Source organism: Streptomyces sp. NBC_01268, assembly GCF_036240795.1.
In the GTDB taxonomy this organism is placed as follows: Bacteria; Actinomycetota; Actinomycetes; order Streptomycetales; family Streptomycetaceae; genus Streptomyces.
The window spans coordinates 8,286,098-8,302,534 of record NZ_CP108454.1 but is presented as its reverse complement, the minus strand read 5'-3'; the positions used below and the strand labels follow the sequence as shown (position 1 = coordinate 8,302,534).

Genomic DNA, 16,437 nt, shown 5'->3' with positions numbered 1-16,437 from the left:
GTTGGGGGGTGGGCGTCCGGGGCTGTGGGTGCCGCCCGCCCTGACGGCGGTTCGGCGGGCGGACAACCGGGCCGTGGGGCTGAAGAGATGCACAGAGGCTCCCATGGGTGGGGGAACGGCAGGCATGGATCTACGTGGGCAGGCCTACGGCGCGGTCGCGGTTGCGGCGCTGCTGGATGACGACGGCGGCCACCAGGAGGAGCCCTTGGGCGACGTTCTGCCAGAAGCTGTTGATGCCCTGGACGGTGAGCCCGTTCTGGAGGGCGCCGAGCAGGGCGACCGCGAGCAGGGTGCCTCCGACGGTGCCCTTGCCGCCCTTGAGGGCGCAGCCGCCGAGCGCGGCCGCGGTGATCGACTGGAGTTCCAGGCCCTCGCTTCCGGAGACCGGCTGCCCGGAGCCGGTGCGCGCGGTGAGCAGCACACCGGCGAGGGCTGCGACCATGCCGGTCAGCGCGTACACCGAGATCAGGTACTTGTTGAGGTTGATGCCTGCCAGTCGGGCAGCGGTGTCGTTGCCGCCGAGCGCGTAGATGTTGCGGCCGATGTCGGTGTACGTGAGCAGGACGTGCACCGCGGCCGCGACCAGCGCCAGGATCCAGACCATGGTCGGCAGCCCGGCGATTCTGCCCCGGCTGAGGAAGACGAACACGGAGTCGTCGAGGACGTAGCCCTGTGCCCGGCCGTCGGACACGAGTTGGGCGAGACCCTTGTACGCGGCGAGGCCGGCCAGGGTGGCGATGGTGGGGTTGACCCGGCCGTGGATGATCACTGTGCCGTTGAACAGGCCGACGGCGGCGCCGGCGAGCAGGGCGGCGCCGATGCCGAGCGGGGCGCTGGAGCCGGTGGCGGTGAAGACCATCGCGCTGACCACGGAGGCGAGGCCGGTCTGGGAGCCGACGGAGATGTCGAGGCCGCCGCAGATGATGACAACGGTCTGCACCACGGCGAGCAGTCCTGCGATGGTGGCCGCCTCGCCGATCACACGGATGTTGTCCCAGCCGAGGAAGTGGGGGTCGAGCCACCCGAACAGGGCTACCACGACGGCGAGGGCGCCGAGGAGGCCGACGTTCTGCCCGCCGATCGAGGCGAGGAGTGCGCGCGGGGCGCGCGGGAGCGGGCCGCGTCCGGTCCCGTTCGGCGGGTGCTGGGTGCTCGGGGCGGTGGTGGCGCTCATCGGGCGGCTCCGGTCGCGGTGGTCGGGGGGTCGGTGTCAGCGCTGCCGGGGGCGAGGGCCGTGAGGTCGTCGGCCATGGCGAGGGCGAGGATCGCCTCCTCGGAGGCCTCGGACCGGCCGAGTTCGCCGGTGATGCGTCCGTTCTGCAGCACCAGGACGCGATCGGCGAGGCCGAGCACCTCGGGCAGTTCGGAGGAGACCACCAAGACGGCGATACCCTCGCGGGCCAGGTCGGCGATGATCCGGTAGATCTCCGCCTTGGCACCGATGTCCACGCCACGGGTGGGCTCGTCGAGGATCAGCAGGTTGGGCCTCCGGGCCAGCCAACGAGCCAGGACGACCTTCTGCTGGTTGCCGCCGGACAGTGCGCGAAGCTCGGTCTCGACGGACGGCGCGCGAACCCGCAGACGGTCGGCGAACTCCTGGGCGAGGGCGCGCTCCTGGGACTTCCTGACGAAGCGAAGGCGACGCAGCCGGCGGTGGCTGACCAGCGCGGTGTTCTCGCGGATGGTGCGGTGCAGGAACAGGGCCTGGGCCTTGCGCTCCTCCGGGGCCAGACCGATTCCCGCGGCGATGGCGTCGCGCGGGCTGCGCAGGTCCAGCCGTCTGCCGTCGAGGGTGACGGTGCCGGAACGGATCGGCGTGTCCCCTGCGAGGGCGAGGGCGAGTTCGGAGCGGCCGGCGCCGATCAGTCCGGCCAGGGCGACCACCTCCCCGGCCCGGACCTGAAGGTTCACGTCGCGGACGTCCTCGGTGGTGAGGCCCCGGACGTCGAGCACCACGCGGTCGGTGGCGACCTCCTGCCGGGCGAACAGGCCGGCCAGGTCACGGCCGACCATCAGGCGGACGACCTCCGCCTCGGTGGTGGCGGAGGCGTCGACGACGCCCGCGACCCGGCCGTCGCGCAGGACGGCGATGCGGTCGGCGAGGCGGAAGATCTCCTTCATCCGGTGCGACACGTAGACGACGGCGATGCCCTGGTCGCGCAGACGCCCGATCAGGGTGAACAGTGCCTCGGTCTCGTGCTCGGAGAGCGAGGAGGTCGGCTCGTCGAAGGCGATCGCGCGGGGCGGGGTGCCGCCGGTGAGGGCTCGTAAGATCTCCACCAACTGGCTCTGGGCGGCGGTCAGCCGGAAGCCGGGCAGGTCGGGGTCGAGGATCTTGGCGAAGCCGAGCCGCGCCAGGTCGGCGGTGATCCGGCGGCGCAGCTCTGCCCGGTCGAGTCGGCGCCCGGCGTGGCGGGGCAGCGAGCCGACGTACACGTTCTCGGCGACCGAGACGTGCGGGATGATCTCCGGCTCCTGCGGGATGATCCGTATCCCGGCCCGGCGGGCGTCGATCGGCGAGGCGAGGGTGAGCTGCGTCCCGTCCAGCAGCACCCGCCCGTCGGTCGGCCGGTGGTCGCCGGTCAGGATGCGCAGCAGGGTGGACTTGCCGGCACCGTTCTCGCCCATCAGGGCGGTGACCTGCCCGGGCGGGAAGTGCAGGGTGACGCCGTGGAGTGCGTGGACGGCGCCGAAGCGCTTGGAGACGTTCTCGGCGGACAGGCCGGTGGCTGCGACGGTGGTCATGGAGCCTCACTGATGCGCGGAGGGGTGGGACGGGACGGGGCGCGTCAGTTGCAGGAGACGCCAGCGGCCCGCCACGTGGTGGCGTCGACCATCCGGGTCGGGGCGAACGCCTCGGCGGGGAAGCCCTTGCCGCGCTTGAGGCGGTCGTACATGGTCTGGACGGCGAGGGCGCCGACGTCCTTGCCGTTGATGAACAGCGCCGCCTTCATGCCGGACGGCTTGCCGGACTTCCAGTCCTTGCAGGCGAGGTAGGCGCCGAGGCCGACGCCGATGATGTCGCTCGGGCCGATACCCGCGTTCTGCAGGGCGGTGACGCCGCCTTGGACGTTCTCGTCGTTGCAGCCCCAGACGATCCAGTGCTTGACCCCCGGATGGGCGGTGATCGTGGCGGCGACCTTGTCCTGAGCGCCGGTCGGGGTGTTGTCGGTGGCGACGTCGATGTTCTGGACGGAGGCGCCGGCGGCTGCGGTGAACGCCGTCTTCGCGGCCTTGACCCGGTCGCCGCAGACGGTGACGTCCTGCTTCCAGGCGGAGATCGTCCGGGTGTCGGCCGCACTCCAGCCCGCGTTGGCGTACTCCTGGGCGGCCCGCTTGCCGACCTCGCTGCCCATCTGCTCGCCACTGAAGCCGATCCGCGGCACCAGATCACCCTTCGCGCAGGAGGCGGGGGCCGGGCCGGTGGTGCAGATCTGGTCGTCGGAGGTGAGAAGGGCGACCCTGGCGTCCAGGGCGGCCTGGACGACCTGCGGGCCGACCGCCGGGTCGGGGACGACGATGATCAGGCCGTTGCTCTTCTGCGCGATCGCGGACTGGACCTCGCTGACGGTCCTGTTGGCGTCGTTGCCGAGGTTGACCACTTTCAGGTCGATGCCGAGTTCGGCCGCCTTCGCCTTTGCGCCGGCGGCCTCGCCGATGAAGTATTCCTGGTCACCCTGCTTCTGTAAGTACGTCAGGGAGATCGCGCCTGTCACCGGACGGACGTCGCCGGTCGGACCGGACGGCGACTGGCCGGTCGAACACGCGGTGAGGCCGAGAGCTGTGGCGAGAACCGTCGCGGTCGCGGGGGCCAGGCGGCGCGGGGTGGGCATTCGGGGGGCTCCTGAGGGTGAGAAGTAACCAGCGAGTGCGACACAACCGATCAGAATCACGCGTAATCCAACGTTGCGGGTCACAGGAAACGCGGTGATCATGTAACCGTCAATACCCTGCGCTCGAATGGCTCAACTAGCCCCGAATGAAGGGTGGTTGATGAAGACACACGGGAAGCACCTCTCCGGTTCGACGGCCGGTGGACGCCCTCGTTGCCCCCGCCGTCCAAGCGACCCGTCTCCCGGGAGACGATCGTCTGGGGCCGCATGACGACCGCAGCGGCCATGACGACCGGGTCGACGGTCGACTCGGGCGTCGAGCCGTGCCCGCCGCGTCCGAAGAGACGGACCCGCAGGCTGTCGGAGGCAGCCATCACCGGACCGGACCCTGGTGCCGACGAACCCTCGGGCGCGGGGGCCGCATGCCGGCCGAGGCAGACGTCGGCGCGACAGTTCCCGCCTGGCTGGCGCAGACGTGGCCCGGAGGTCGGATCGTGACGCCGTGGACGTCGGCGTGGTGCCGGCACGGCACGCTCGCCCTGCCCACCGGCCCAGGACGGCGCCGCCCAGGGCCGGTACCACTCCTTCGGCTCGTTCATGCCCACGGCCGACCCCAGCTCGGCCCCCGCCGGGGCCGACGCACAGCCGGACGCCACCGAGGCCGCGGCCAAGGCCTCGTCGACCGCGCTGTCGCCGTGGGCGGTGGCCGGCGGCGACATGGACGCCGAGTTCCACATCGGGCTGACCGTCCCCGACGCTCACTTCGGAATCCCAGGCCTCGGCGAGCGACACCACGTGCTCGACGTCCAGCTTCGCAGGGTCGGTCACCTGGCCGTCGCCATAGCCCACCGACCAGCCGCCGGTCAGCTTGCAACCGTCGGGACTCGGCGTACGGCTCCAGGTCGAGGTCCAGCAGTCCGACGGCACGGTGAACGCCGCTAACGCCGCTTCAGGGGGCTCAAGGCATACCGGGGCCGAAGTCCGGGAGCCTCATTGCGAGGCCAAGAAGAACGTAACGGGGCTCCGCGACCCGGCCCTCGGCCGGTCCAGGGGCGGGCTGACCAGCAAGATTCACCTGGCCTGCGACGGCCAAGGCCGTCCGCTCGGCTTCGTCGTGACAGGCGGGAACAGCAACGACCGCACCCGGTGCGCCGCCGTGATGGGAGCGATCAAGGCGCCTCGGATCGGACCGGGAGGGCCCCGCATCCGGCCCGATCACGTCCTGGGCGACACGGGCTACAGCTCGAAACCGATCCGCAGCTGGCTCCGCCGCCGCGGCATCCCGCACACGATCCCCGAGCGCGCCGACCAGGCCCGCAACCGGGCCCGGCACGGCAGCCGCGGAGGCCGCCCGCCGGCCTTGGACCGCGAGATCCGCAGGCAACGCAACGTCAGGGAACGGTGCTTCAACCGCCTCAAACAATGGTGCGGCATCACCACCCGCTACGACGAGACCGCCCGGTCCTACGAAGCCGCCGTCACGCTCGCCTCACTCCTGATGTGGTCCTGACATTCGACGACAGACCCTAGGGTGGTCCGCGGACACCGCCACGCACCGCCCGGGGAAGGCGAGATCTTAGGGCCGACCGGATCTACCCGCGGCACCCCACCGACAAGCAGACCGATGATCTCAGTCCGTGTCGAAACGTCCTTCAAGCACATGTGGCCGGTGTTGCTGCCGAGCGAGGCTACGGGGATCTCAGCTACCGGGCTTGTCGTTCAGGGAGGCAAACAGGGACTTCTGCTCATCGCTCATCGGCCATTGCAGGCGATCACCGTTCTTCACCAGGGCGATGCGGGTCTGCGCGGCGACAGCCGGGTAGGTGACCTCAAGCTCGGACAGCCCGAGCTGTTCTTGACGCATCTGATGGGATTCGCACCGCCTCGAACCCCCGGATTGCACGGCTTCATCGGACGTCCGTCGCGCTGTCGTCAAACGATCGTTCGACGACAGGATCTTCGGGGTGGAACCCTCCTCGTCCGGGCCCGCCACGCCCGTCAACCCGACAGCTGCTGCATCAGCGACTGCTGTTAGCCTGCCGTCCATGATCAGGGGCAGCCTGGCAGGCCGAATAGACCGCATTGCGGGGGACAACAGGCCGGAGCGCGTGCTGATTGCCGCCAGTTTCGTCAACCGTGTCGGTAATGGTCTGTTCAACGCGGCGTCGGCGCTCTATTTCACGTTGGTCGTGGGCTTGCCCGCGGTGCAGGTGGGCGCCGCGCTCACCATCGCCGGAGTGATCGGCCTGTGCGCGGGGATACCAGGCGGGCATCTCGCCGACCGGCGCGGGGCACGCACGATCATGATGTCAGCCCTCGCGGTCCAGGCGGTGTCGATGGCGGCCCTCGTCCTCGTCGAGAGCTGGGCCATGCTCACGGTCATCGCGACGTTCGACCAGGTCGCCGCGGCGGCCGGCGGGGCGGCGGCGGGCGCATTGGTGGTCCGGGTCGGGGGTGATCGCCCGGCCCTTTTCCGGGCGAAGCTGCGCACGTTCGTCAACCTGGGCGTCGTCCTGGGAACGGTGGGTGCGGGGCTGGCGCTGGCCGCGGACACCCGCGGCGCCTACGTCACGCTGATCCTCGGCAACGCGGCGAGCTTCGCCCTGTGCGCGGTGCTTCTGCTCCTGCTGCCCCGCTATCCGATACTGGCGGCGCCGCCGCAACAGCGGCGCTGGCTCGTCCTTACGGATCGTCCCTACCTGGCGTTCACCGCCCTCTACGGGGCGATGGGACTGCAGTACCCGGTGGTCTCGCTGCTCCTGCCGATCTGGATCTCCGAGCACACCGAAGCGCCGCGCTGGACGGTGGCCGCGCTGTTCGCCGTCAACTCCCTCTTCTGTGTGTTGATGCAGACCAGGATCGGCTCGCGTATCGAGACCCCGCGCGACGGCGGCCGGGCGTTTCGCAACGCGGGGCTGCTCTTCCTCGTCAGCTGCCCGATGATGGCGCTGGCCGCGTACACCCCGGTCTGGGCCGCGGCGGGACTGGTCCTGGCCGCGATCTTCGTCCACAGCCTGGGAGAGGTCTGGGAGTCATCGGCGGGTTTCGCCCTGGGCTTCGGCCTGGCCCCCGACCATGCCCAGGGCCAGTACCAAGGTGTCCTCGGGCTCGGCTTCAGCGCGGGCCAGGCTCTCGCCCCCGCGCTCCTCACCACGGTGGTGCTCGGACTCGGCACGACGGGCTGGCTGCTGCTGGCGTTGTTCTTCGCGGCACTGGGCGCTGTCGGCCCGTCTCTTGCCCGCTGGGGCATGCGGACCCGGCCGCAGCCAGGCGTTGCTGCGGAAGTGACGGGATGACCAGCGAGTAGGTGTCGGCAGCCTTCCTCCTCGTCGTTCTCGTCCAGCTCCGGCGCGTCCGGGTCGCGCAGCGGGCGCAGGGCGCCGGCGGCCGGTGTCGAAGGGGTGAAGCTGTAGCGGCCCAACAGGTTCAGGTTCCGGTGCTTGGCCAGCTCAGCGGAGGACCCGCAGGTACGTCGCCGGGTCGGCGGATCTGGAGCGTCTTCCCCTGCTCGAAGTCGGTCATCAGGTGTTCTCCTCGGTGTCGGTGTCGGTGTCGGTGTCGGTGTCGTTGGCGGTGGCCGCGTCCAGCTCGGCCGCCATCCACTTCGCTTCCCGCCGGTCACCTGGGACGCGCTCCAGGACCATCTCGACGGACGTACCGAGGGCCGGCTGTCCTGCACGTCCACCGGGGCCCAGCTCGACGAACCGGCCGTCTGGCGCCTGTGCGCCGCGCTCGCCCGGCGAGCCGGCCGAAGGCCCCGATGTACGCCCGGCGAAGCGCGTCCCGCCCACGTCGCCCCGCAGGCGGACCACCAGCCAGGCGAGGACGAACCACGCCGCGGCCGCGGCCGCCACTTCGACGTCGCGGCCCCGAAACCGCAGAGCGCCGGTGATAGGCACAGTCGGGCGTGTCTCATCGGGTTGCTTTGGAACTGCCTTGATTCACTCTTGCGAGCGAGTATCGGGAGGGCTTCGGTGTCGGTCGGTGCAAGGGCGATGACCTGCGGTGCGGGGCTGGGAACTGCCGAGCCACCGGCGCGTCCCGGCCCCGATCACCTGCCCGGAGCTCGGATGGGGACAGCGCACCGGTCTTGTCCTGGTGGCCTGCGGCCACACGGCCGAAGTGCACTGCCCCGATGATCACACGTGGACCGACCGATACGTGACAGCCGCCACGATCCGCCGGCTCTGGCACCTTCCCATCACCGGCCGGCCGGCCGTCTGGCCCGGATTCAGGGTCTGGATCCCTCTTCCGCAGCCCTTGGACGACAACACCGAACCCGCCCGAAGTGAATCCCTCACCGACCCCGGTCCCGGCAAGTCCCGCGGGACTGCAACGCCATGGTCGCCGACGGGGCGGTGCGGGGCCAGGTCCAGGCGTACCGCACGATGAGGGCGAGAAGGATCAGTTCCAGTGCGATGCCAAGGCCGTAGAAGTACAGCCAGGACGCGCCCACTGCGTTGAACGCCGTGACGGGGACGTAGAGGAAGGCCACGATGAGGTTCGTGATGCGGTTCGCCCGGGCGGGCAGCGTCGTCGACAGGACGACCATGAAGATGGGGATGGCCATGAGGGCCAGGGCCGTGGTCGAAAAGGTCTGGGAGAGGTCGAACGCGAAGACCTTGCCGTCGAGGATGTCTTTGATGACGCCGGGCGTGAAGAAGTTGAGAATGTCCACGTAGGCGTAGAGGAACATGAAGGCTGTCCACGTCGCGGCGAGCTTGGCTCTCAGCGGGATCCGCTGGTCTTCCAGTGTGGCGGTGGTGGGTTGACGTGTTCTCATCGTGGGCTCCGTTGTTGCGGTGAGGATCGTTAGGTCCACGATCGCTGAGCCCGGCGGCGGGCGCCTCGGCCCGGGGGCTTCGGTTCGCCTGGCCGATGGCACGGTCTCCCTCTCGTTCTTTCGGCGGATACGCCGAGGCGCGACGATGCCTAGGCTGGAGCCGTGGTCACTTTCCGGCGCTCCGTCTGGCATGAGCCGCGGCCTGCTGACGCCCCACCCGTCGGTCGTCTGGACTGGCTGCTGGTGGGCGTGTTCACGGCCGCCGCCTTGGTTGAGGGCACCGTTCGGCCGGGCTTGGTCTGGCGACCACTTGTGACGGTGCTCGCCCTGGCGCTGATGCCTGCCCTGCTCTGGCGGCGGGGCCGCCCCCTCGTGGCCGTCCTGGTCGGGTGGGGGGTCGCCGGGCTGCTCTCGGTCCTCCAGCTGACTGCGCACGCCGGGGACCTCGGCCTCTACTCCATGATGGCGGCCCTGATCCTGCTCTACTCCCTGGTGCGGTGGGGCTCGGGACGGGAGATCGTCTTGGGGACGGCGTTCGTGACGGTCGTTGTCGCGCTGGGGATGTACGCCACCTCCGCGGGCTGGGCCGACGTTTTCGGCGGGAGCATCCTCTTGCTGTTGTTCGTCGCCCTCGCGGTGGTGTTCCGCTACCGCGCGGACCTCTGGCATCGCCAGCAGCGCGAGATCCGCAACCAGGAGCGGGTGGCGCTGGCGCGAGAGCTGCACGACACCGTGGCCCACCACGTCTCGGCCATCGCGGTGCAGGCGCAGGCCGGTGGCGTGGTCGCCGGCATCCAGCCTGAGAAGGCTGCCGAGGTTCTGGCCGCGATCGAGTCTGAAGCGTCGCGAACCCTGGAAGAGATGAGATCCATGGTTCGGGTGCTGCGTGAGGATGAAGCCGTCGCCTACTCACCGCAACTGGGTGTCGCGGACCTGCCTGCTCTGGCGCGCGCCCACACGACGCCTGTCGTCGAGGTCTCGCTGGACGGTTCGTTTGCCCGGCTGGCGCGACCCGTGGACGCCGCGCTCTACCGGCTCGCGCAGGAGTCGTTGACCAACGCCGTGCGGCACGCCCGGAGCGCGACCCGCGTCGCGATCGACGTACGCCGGGAGGGCGACGCCGTCAGGCTGCGTGTCAGCGACGATGGACAGACCGAGCCGGGGCCGGCCCCGGAGCCCGGGTTCGGCCTGCTGGGCATGGCCGAACGCGCCCAGCTCCTCGGCGGATCGCTCTCCGCGGGGCCGGGGCCCGAGGGTGGCTGGGTGGTCGAGGCCGTGCTGCCGATGGCGGCGTTGGCATGAGCATCCGTGTTGTCGTGGCCGACGACCAGGACTTGGTCCGGACCGGACTGGTGATGATCCTCGGCGCGCAACCCGACCTCGAGGTCGTGGGGGAGGCGGCAGACGGGCTCGCAGCGCTCGACCTGGCGACCCGGCTGCGTCCCGATGTCCTTCTCGTCGACATCCGGATGCCCGGGCTCGACGGCGTCGAGGTGACGCGGCGCCTGGCCGGGCCAGACGTGACGGACCCGATGGCGGTCGTCGTGATCACCACCTTCGACCTCGACGAGTACGTCCTCGGCGCCCTACGCGCCGGCGCCCGCGGCTTCCTGCTCAAGAACGCCGGGCCGGAGCTCCTCGTGCAGGCCATCCACGCGGCGGCCAACGGGGACGCGCTGATCGCCCCCAACGTCACCCGCCGGCTGCTGGCGACCTTCGCCGACCAGGCACCGGTGGTACCGGTCCAGCCGAGCAACCCGCTCACCGAGCGCGAGGAGGAGGTGCTCGCGCTCGTGGCACGAGGCCGGACCAACGCCGAGATCGCCACCGAGCTCTTCGTCAGCCTGAGCACGGTCAAGACCCACGTCGCATCGTTGATGACCAAGCTCGGCGCACGCAACCGCGTCGAGATCGCGATGTGGGCACACGACACCAGACGCGTGCGAGCCGATTAGTGGGTACAGATCGCGGCGTAGGCACGTGGGGTTCGGTAGCCCAGTGATGAGTGCGGCCGGTCAGGGTGGGAGAGCAACTGGGGCTCGCCGCCGGTCGCCGCCTTCAAGAACACCGTCACCACGGCCGTGAACAAGCTGCGCTGAGCGAACCCGCCGGAGCGACGTGACGCGGTCGCGCCGGCGGGCACAGCGGAGGCCAGGGTTCAGATCTCAGCCGGTGGTCCGTACACGGCTGCCGGCTCGACCGCCAGACGTGCGAGCCGCTCTCTCGCCTCCGGCGGGTCCAGCACCTCCACGCGTGCTCCGAGCCCGGCCAGCTGCGTCGCGGCGCACCGTCCGCGGCGGGACTTCGAGTTCGGCGGCGACCTCGGCCACGGTCACACGGGTGCGTGTCGGGAGGAACAGCAGGGTCGCCACGAGGCGGTCGGCTCTCATGCCGGTGATTCTGTCCGGGAAATAGGTCAGGAGATGACCTGTTCGGCCTCCAGGATGAAGCCATGACGCATTCCGAGAACACCACACCGTCCGCTGCCAACCCGCACGCCGCCGACGACCCTCGCCAGGGCCTCCTGAAGGCGATCGCGCTGGCCGGACGTACCGTCGCCGCGGTCCGGGCCGAGCAGCTCGACGGGCCCACGCCCTGCACCGAATTCACCGTCCGGCGGCTGGCCGGGCACCTCGTCGCCGTCCTGCGCCGGATCGCCCTCGCCGGACGCGGCGGCGACGTGACGACTCTCCCCACGGTCGCCGACGACCTCGCGGACACCGCATGGCAGGACGCGTGGGACGCCGCGGTGCGTGAGGTCGAGACGGCCTGGGCGGATCCCGCGGTCCTGGGCCGGATACTGACACTCCCGTTCGGCACCCTTCCGGGTGCCGCCGCCGCGGCCGTCTGGACCTCCGAGTTCACTGTGCACACGTGGGACGTGGCCACCGCGACCGACCAGACCCCGGACTGGGACCCCGAGCTCGTGGCGATCTCCTACGCCGCCATGAAGCGCGGGCTGCCCGACGGGCCGCGTGACGGTGCACCGTTCGGGGCCGCGGTCGACGTCGACGCGGACGCCCCGGCGATCGACCGCCTCGTGGCGTGGTGCGGACGCAAGCCGTAGTCGGTGCCCGATGCGGGGGGGGCGGCCCCATGGCCGGGGTTGCCCCTCCCGCGCGCGTTCGGGGGTCGGGTCGAGCCTTCGCGTCGCGGGGTAGGTGCGCGGCGGGTCCCGTTCGTCAAGGCCGTCAACGACGACGGGGAGCATCAGCTGCACCCCCGCCGAAGCGCCGCGCAAGCCGGCGGGCACGGCGGACGGGGCGCAATCGGGCGGCGGGCGGCGGGCGGCGGGCGGCTTCATGGTCTCGGCACCCGCATGGGGAAGAGCTCGTCGGCATAGCACCAGGCCCACGACTCGTCCGGGGACAGGGACAGGGACAGCAAGACGACGTGCCCGGATCGCGCGCTCTCGGGTGCCCAGGGCGAGCCGGGCATGCGGGGGCCTCGTCGTGTCAGGGCGTCTCGCGGTCCTGCCGTCGCGCCGTGCGGAGTACCTGCTCGACGTCGCCCAGCCGGTCCAGCCCCTGCGCGGCGCGGGCGGGGCGCGACCAGTCGGTGACCTCGCGCGGATCCCAGCCGCGCTGGAGTGCGTAACTGCCCAGGACCATGAGGCGGGGATGTGGTGCGTCCAACCGGTGTCGCGTACCTGGGCGAGCACGGTGGACAGGCAGCAGGCGGTGACGGTCTCGGCGTCGAGCTAGAGGAACCAGTCGGGCAGGGGTGTGCGGTGCCCGAGGGCGTTGCGGTGGGCGTAGTCCTCGCCGAAGTGCCAGTACGCGTGCCCTACGTTTTCGCGCCAGGCGTCCTCGGCGGGGCCGACCACCTCTGCAGGGTCGATCAGTCCCAGGTCGAGGGACGAGGACAGCAGGCTGTGGCTCATCACCTGGTCGCCGGCGAGCATCGCGCGGCACCGCTGACCGGGCCGCTGACCGGGGCCGCTGACCGGCGCCATGACATGGCCTCGGCGACGGAGGGCGCCACGGCGCCCTCGCGGTCGTCGCCCGGGGCGAAGACCGTGCCGCGGCGCCCCCTCCGCGCCCCCCCGTGCGCGGGCGCTGCGGACGGCCGCGCCCTCCGCGACGGGTGCGCCTGGGCGCCGATTCCGTAGCTCCGTGCGTCATCTTGCGACTGATTCCAGCCGGAAACCGGGGTTGTTCACCTGGTGTTACACAGGAGACATCACCTGCCCGTATTACTGTTCGTTGACCCCGGCTTGAACTTGCTTTGGTGAATGGTGTTGACGGCGGGAGACGAGGGAGGGAAGTGCACATGACGTCCACCGGACGCGTGGGCCCGGCGCCCGCCCTCCTGCCCGCCCTCGTGCTCTGCTTCCTCCTCATCGTGAGCTGCGGCGGCTGGAGCCCCGCCACGGTGTCCGGGCCACGCCCGGCCGGCCCGCAGCGCGTTCTGGCCGCCGCCCCCGCTCCGTACGAGACGGCTCCCGCCCAGGACGGCGAACTCACCACCTTCCCCGGCCGCGCCGCGGCGCGCCGCCGGGGGCGCCGCTCCGGCACTCCGCGCCGCCCCGCCCCGTACCCGGCGGACCACGCCGATCTCCCCGATCTCGCACCCGTGCCGGCCGGACCGGAACCACGGACGCCCGCCGACAGCGGGAGACGCGCGAGACCGCACTCCGCCCACGGTCCCGACGTCGCACGTGCGCAGGCCCTCGCTCCCGCCACACTCCAGGTGTTTCGCTGCTGACAGGCAGGACCGCACACGAAGCCGTCCTGTCAGCCCGACGCGCCCCCACGCGCGCCAGGAGGAATACACATGCAGCCCCTCATCGACAACGCCCGCCGGTTCGGCCGGCGCCCTGAGGAGTTCGCCCCGCTCGCCCAGGGCCAGTCCCCGGACGCCCTCTTCATCACCTGCTCCGACTCCCGTGTCGTCCCCGCGCTCATCACCGGAGCGCGCCCCGGCGAACTCTTCGAACTGCGTACGGCGGGCAGCATCGTCCCCCCGTACGCCGGCGCCGCCCCCACCGGCGAGACCGCCACCATCGAGTACGCCGTCGAGGTCCTCGGCGTGCACGACATCGTGATCTGCGGCCACTCCCACTGCGGCGCGGTGGGCGCCCTCGTCCGGGGCGACGACCTCAGCGCCGTACCCGCCGTACGGGACTGGCTCGCCTACGCGGCCCCCGAAGGCACACCCGGCCGCCCCGACGACCCGGCCGTCGCCGACGCCGTACGCGGCCACGTCCTGGCCCAGTTGCTCCGACTGCGCTCCTACCCCTGCGTGGAGCGGCGGCTGGCCGCCGGCGAACTGCGCCTGCACGGCTGGTACTACGAGGTGCACACCGGCGCGGTCAGCGCGTACCGCCCCGAGACCGACTCCTTCGAGTCCCTGTGAAAGGGGAGATCCGCATGTCACCTTCCCTCTCCCGGTTCCCCTACCTCCGGCAGGACTTCGCCGCCTCGCTCGTCGTCTTCCTCGTCGCGCTCCCGCTGTGCATCGGCGTGGCCGTGGCGTCCGGCGTACCGGCCGAACTCGGCCTGATCACCGGCATCGTGGGCGGAGTCGTCACCGGTCTGATGCGCGGCAGCAGCCTCCAGGTCTCCGGGCCCGCCGCCGGTCTGACCGTGCTCGTCTTCGAGGCGGTCCGCGCCTTCGGCCTGCCCGCCCTGGGCGTCATCGTGCTCCTCGCCGGGATCCTGCAGATCGTCATGGGTGCCTTGAAGTGGGGCCGCTGGTTCCGGGCCATCTCCCTCTCCGTCGTCGAGGGCATGCTGGCCGGCATCGGACTGGTCATCATCGCGGGGCAGTTGTACGCCGCCGCCGGCATCCCCTCCCCCGCCTCCGGGCTCGCCAAGCTGGCCGGGCTGCCCGCCGCCCTGTTCAAGGCCCTGGGCAGTACGACCGCCCTGGTCTCCCTGGCCGTCGCCGCCGGCACCGTCCTCGTCATGGTGCTCTGGCGGCGGCTGCCCCGCGCCGGGCGGGCCGTCCCGGGGGCGCTGGTCGCCGTCGTGCTGGCGGGCGCCGCGACCTGGCTGTTCCACCTGCCCATCGCCACCGTGCGGGTGGGCGGCGTCCTCGACGCCGTACGCCTGCCCGGGACGGAGTCGCTCACCGCCCTCGCCGACCTGGCGCTGCTCGGCACCGTCCTGGCGTTCGCGCTGATCGCCTCGGCCGAGTCGCTGTTCAGCGCCGCGGCCGTCGACCGGCTGCACGCGGGGCCGCGCACCCAGTACGACCGGGAGCTCGTCGCCCAGGGCGTCGGCAACACCCTCTGCGGCCTGCTCGGCGCGCTGCCCATGACGGCCGTGATCGTGCGGAGCTCGGCCAACGTCCAGGCCGGCGCCCGCACCAAGGCGTCCCGAGTGCTGCACGGCGTGTGGCTGCTGCTCTTCGCCGCCCTCGTGCCCGCGACCCTCTCCTACGTGCCGCTCGCTGCCCTCGCCGGCATCCTCGTCCACGCGGGCTGGAAGCTGGTCCCGTTCCGGGCGGTCGTCTCCCTCTGGCGCACCCAGCGCGGCGAGGCGCTCATCCTGGTCGTGACGGCGGTGTCGATCGTGGCGGTCAACATGTTCGAAGGCGTGCTCATCGGCCTCGTCCTCTCCGTGGCCAAGGCCGCCTGGGACGCCTCCCACCTGCGCATCGACCGCTTCGACAACGGCGTCGGTTCGGTGCGGGTCCGCCTCTCCGGGACGGTCACGTTCCTGCGCCTGCCGAAGATACTGGACGCCCTGGAGGCACTGCCGCAGGACCGGCCGGTGGAACTGGACCTCTCCCAGGTCCACCACCTCGACCACGCCTGCCGCACCGCCCTGGAGGCATGGGCCGCCCGGCACAGCCCACACGACCCGGGCGCCATCCGCGTGCACTCCCTGCCGGAACGGGCCCGGGCCTCGGAGACGGCCGACTCGTCGCACTGAGACCGCACCCCGGCCGGGCCTTCCCGGCTCGGCCGGGCCGAGGGGGATCAATCCACTGCAGGCCGGGCGACCAGACGGAAGAGGCTGTCCGGATCGTGCCGGACAGCCTCTTCACTCGTTCCCGCTCGTGCGGATCACTCCTTGCTGTCGGTCAGCCACAGCCCGAGTGACGAGCCGACGAAGACGACGCCCGAGGCCACCGAGGCCAGGACCCTGGTGGTGCCGGTGTAGTCGGCGAACGTGCTGACGTAGACCGCGGCGGCGGTGGAGATGGTGAACAGCAGCCAGAGTGCGGGCCTCATGGGATTCCTCCTGAGCGTGTCCCCGACGTCCCCCGAGGGGCGGCGAGAGCGGGTCGCTTACGTCGTCCACTCTCGCCGCCGGCCCCTGCCTGCACATCGGGTCCTGCCCCCTGACCGCAGGTGTAGCCCGCTACACCTGCGGGGTGGAACCGGCGACCGCCGGTACGTGTCGTGATGGAGTCATGCCTTCAGGTACGCGAGGACGGCGAGGACCCGGCGGTGGCCGCTGTCGCTGGCGGGTAGGTTCCGCTTGGCGAGCATGTCTCGATGCGGGAGACCCGGTCCTTGAGCAGGCGGCCGACGCCGCAGGCGCCCTGGCCCAGCACCTCGGCGACGTAGCTCTCCTCGACGTACTGGGACAGGACGAGGAGGGGCAGGCCGGGGATCAGCCTGCGGGCCTCGATGGCCGCCCTCAGGCCCTCGTCGCGGAATCCCGGGGGCAGCCGGACATCGAGCACCGCCGCGTCGGGCCGGTGTTCGAGCAGCGCGGGCACCACCTCGGGCCCGCTCCCCACGACGGCGACGATCTCGTGGCCGACGTCCTCCAGCAACAGAATCAGGCCCTCGCGGAGAAGGACGTCGTCCTCCGCGATCACGATTCGCACGGCAGTACCACCGCAATCGTCGTTCCGGAACCG

The 16,437-nt window shown here is 71.3% G+C and carries 16 protein-coding genes and 2 pseudogenes; 8 read left to right on the top strand and 10 right to left on the bottom strand.

Annotated elements, in window-relative coordinates:
* Positions 1-130: 130 nt before the first annotated feature.
* Genes OG309_RS37060 through OG309_RS37050 form a run of 3 tightly spaced genes read right to left on the bottom strand, consistent with a single transcriptional unit; the run spans position 131 to position 3,833 of the window.
* Positions 131-1,174, bottom strand: a complete 1,044-nt coding sequence (locus tag OG309_RS37060; protein WP_329427848.1) for an ABC transporter permease — start codon at positions 1,172-1,174, stop codon at positions 131-133.
* Positions 1,171-2,745, bottom strand: coding sequence for a sugar ABC transporter ATP-binding protein (locus tag OG309_RS37055; protein WP_329427847.1), 1,575 nt, complete (start codon positions 2,743-2,745; stop codon positions 1,171-1,173). Before OG309_RS37055 ends, OG309_RS37060 begins: the two co-directional genes overlap by 4 nt.
* A 44-nt stretch (positions 2,746-2,789) precedes the next feature.
* Positions 2,790-3,833, bottom strand: a complete 1,044-nt coding sequence (locus OG309_RS37050) for a substrate-binding domain-containing protein (RefSeq protein WP_329427845.1) — start codon at positions 3,831-3,833, stop codon at positions 2,790-2,792.
* A gap of 928 nt (positions 3,834-4,761) precedes the next feature.
* Between OG309_RS37050 and OG309_RS37035 the strand changes: the two genes are divergently transcribed.
* Entirely contained in the window at positions 4,762-5,343 is a 582-nt protein-coding gene (locus OG309_RS37035; RefSeq protein ID WP_329427844.1) for an IS5 family transposase, read from the top strand.
* A 189-nt stretch (positions 5,344-5,532) separates the two neighbouring features.
* On the opposite strand, the gene OG309_RS37030 is transcribed toward OG309_RS37035, so the two are convergent.
* Entirely contained in the window at positions 5,533-5,880 is a 348-nt protein-coding gene (locus OG309_RS37030) for a hypothetical protein (RefSeq protein WP_329427843.1), read from the bottom strand.
* Here OG309_RS37030 and OG309_RS37025 point away from each other — a divergent pair.
* A complete protein-coding gene (locus OG309_RS37025) occupies positions 5,879-7,129 on the top strand; it encodes an MFS transporter (protein ID WP_329427841.1) in 1,251 nt (416 codons plus the stop codon). The genes OG309_RS37030 and OG309_RS37025 overlap by 2 nt on opposite strands.
* Positions 7,130-7,354: 225 nt before the next feature.
* Here OG309_RS37025 and OG309_RS37020 read toward each other — a convergent pair whose 3' ends face one another.
* Both OG309_RS37020 and OG309_RS37015 read right to left on the bottom strand, forming a co-directional pair.
* Positions 7,355-7,732 carry a hypothetical protein gene (locus tag OG309_RS37020; protein WP_329427839.1) on the bottom strand — a complete coding sequence of 126 codons (378 nt, stop codon included), beginning with the start codon at positions 7,730-7,732 and terminating at the stop codon, positions 7,355-7,357.
* Between the two features lie 398 nt (positions 7,733-8,130).
* On the bottom strand, positions 8,131-8,616 hold the full coding sequence (locus OG309_RS37015; protein WP_329427838.1) for a DUF6326 family protein: 486 nt from the start codon (positions 8,614-8,616) through the stop codon (positions 8,131-8,133).
* Between the two features lie 162 nt (positions 8,617-8,778).
* Here OG309_RS37015 and OG309_RS37010 point away from each other — a divergent pair, with 162 nt between their 5' ends.
* Positions 8,779-9,918, top strand: coding sequence for a sensor histidine kinase (locus OG309_RS37010; RefSeq protein WP_329427836.1), 1,140 nt, complete (start codon positions 8,779-8,781; stop codon positions 9,916-9,918).
* On the top strand, positions 9,915-10,571 hold the full coding sequence (locus tag OG309_RS37005; protein WP_329427834.1) for a response regulator transcription factor: 657 nt from the start codon (positions 9,915-9,917) through the stop codon (positions 10,569-10,571). The genes OG309_RS37010 and OG309_RS37005 overlap by 4 nt, the downstream gene beginning before the upstream one ends.
* Positions 10,572-10,774: 203 nt before the next feature.
* Here OG309_RS37005 and OG309_RS38220 read toward each other — a convergent pair whose 3' ends face one another.
* Positions 10,775-10,861, bottom strand: a complete 87-nt coding sequence (locus tag OG309_RS38220) for a hypothetical protein (RefSeq protein ID WP_443067649.1) — start codon at positions 10,859-10,861, stop codon at positions 10,775-10,777.
* A 207-nt stretch (positions 10,862-11,068) separates the two neighbouring features.
* Between OG309_RS38220 and OG309_RS36995 the strand changes: the two genes are divergently transcribed.
* Positions 11,069-11,683 carry a TIGR03086 family metal-binding protein gene (locus OG309_RS36995; protein WP_329427833.1) on the top strand — a complete coding sequence of 205 codons (615 nt, stop codon included), beginning with the start codon at positions 11,069-11,071 and terminating at the stop codon, positions 11,681-11,683.
* A gap of 484 nt (positions 11,684-12,167) precedes the next feature.
* Here the strand turns inward: OG309_RS36995 and OG309_RS36990 are convergent.
* Positions 12,168-12,523, bottom strand: a pseudogene (locus OG309_RS36990) (cryptochrome/photolyase family protein); the annotation flags it as partial.
* A gap of 365 nt (positions 12,524-12,888) precedes the next feature.
* Between OG309_RS36990 and OG309_RS36985 the strand changes: the two are divergent.
* From OG309_RS36985 to OG309_RS36975, 3 genes are all read left to right on the top strand, one after another.
* On the top strand, positions 12,889-13,323 hold the full coding sequence (locus OG309_RS36985; RefSeq protein ID WP_329427831.1) for a hypothetical protein: 435 nt from the start codon (positions 12,889-12,891) through the stop codon (positions 13,321-13,323).
* 69 nt (positions 13,324-13,392) lie between these two features.
* The gene (locus tag OG309_RS36980; protein WP_329427829.1) at positions 13,393-13,974 is read left to right on the top strand and encodes a carbonic anhydrase; all 582 of its coding nucleotides are present in this window, start codon (positions 13,393-13,395) and stop codon (positions 13,972-13,974) included.
* A 14-nt stretch (positions 13,975-13,988) separates the two neighbouring features.
* On the top strand, positions 13,989-15,497 hold the full coding sequence (locus OG309_RS36975) for a SulP family inorganic anion transporter (protein WP_329427827.1): 1,509 nt from the start codon (positions 13,989-13,991) through the stop codon (positions 15,495-15,497).
* Positions 15,498-15,631: 134 nt separating this feature from the next.
* On the opposite strand, the gene OG309_RS36970 is transcribed toward OG309_RS36975, so the two are convergent.
* On the bottom strand, positions 15,632-15,799 hold the full coding sequence (locus OG309_RS36970; protein ID WP_329427825.1) for a hypothetical protein: 168 nt from the start codon (positions 15,797-15,799) through the stop codon (positions 15,632-15,634).
* Positions 15,800-16,062: 263 nt separating this feature from the next.
* Positions 16,063-16,404, bottom strand: a pseudogene (locus OG309_RS36965) (response regulator); the annotation flags it as partial.
* Positions 16,405-16,437 lie beyond the last annotated feature (33 nt).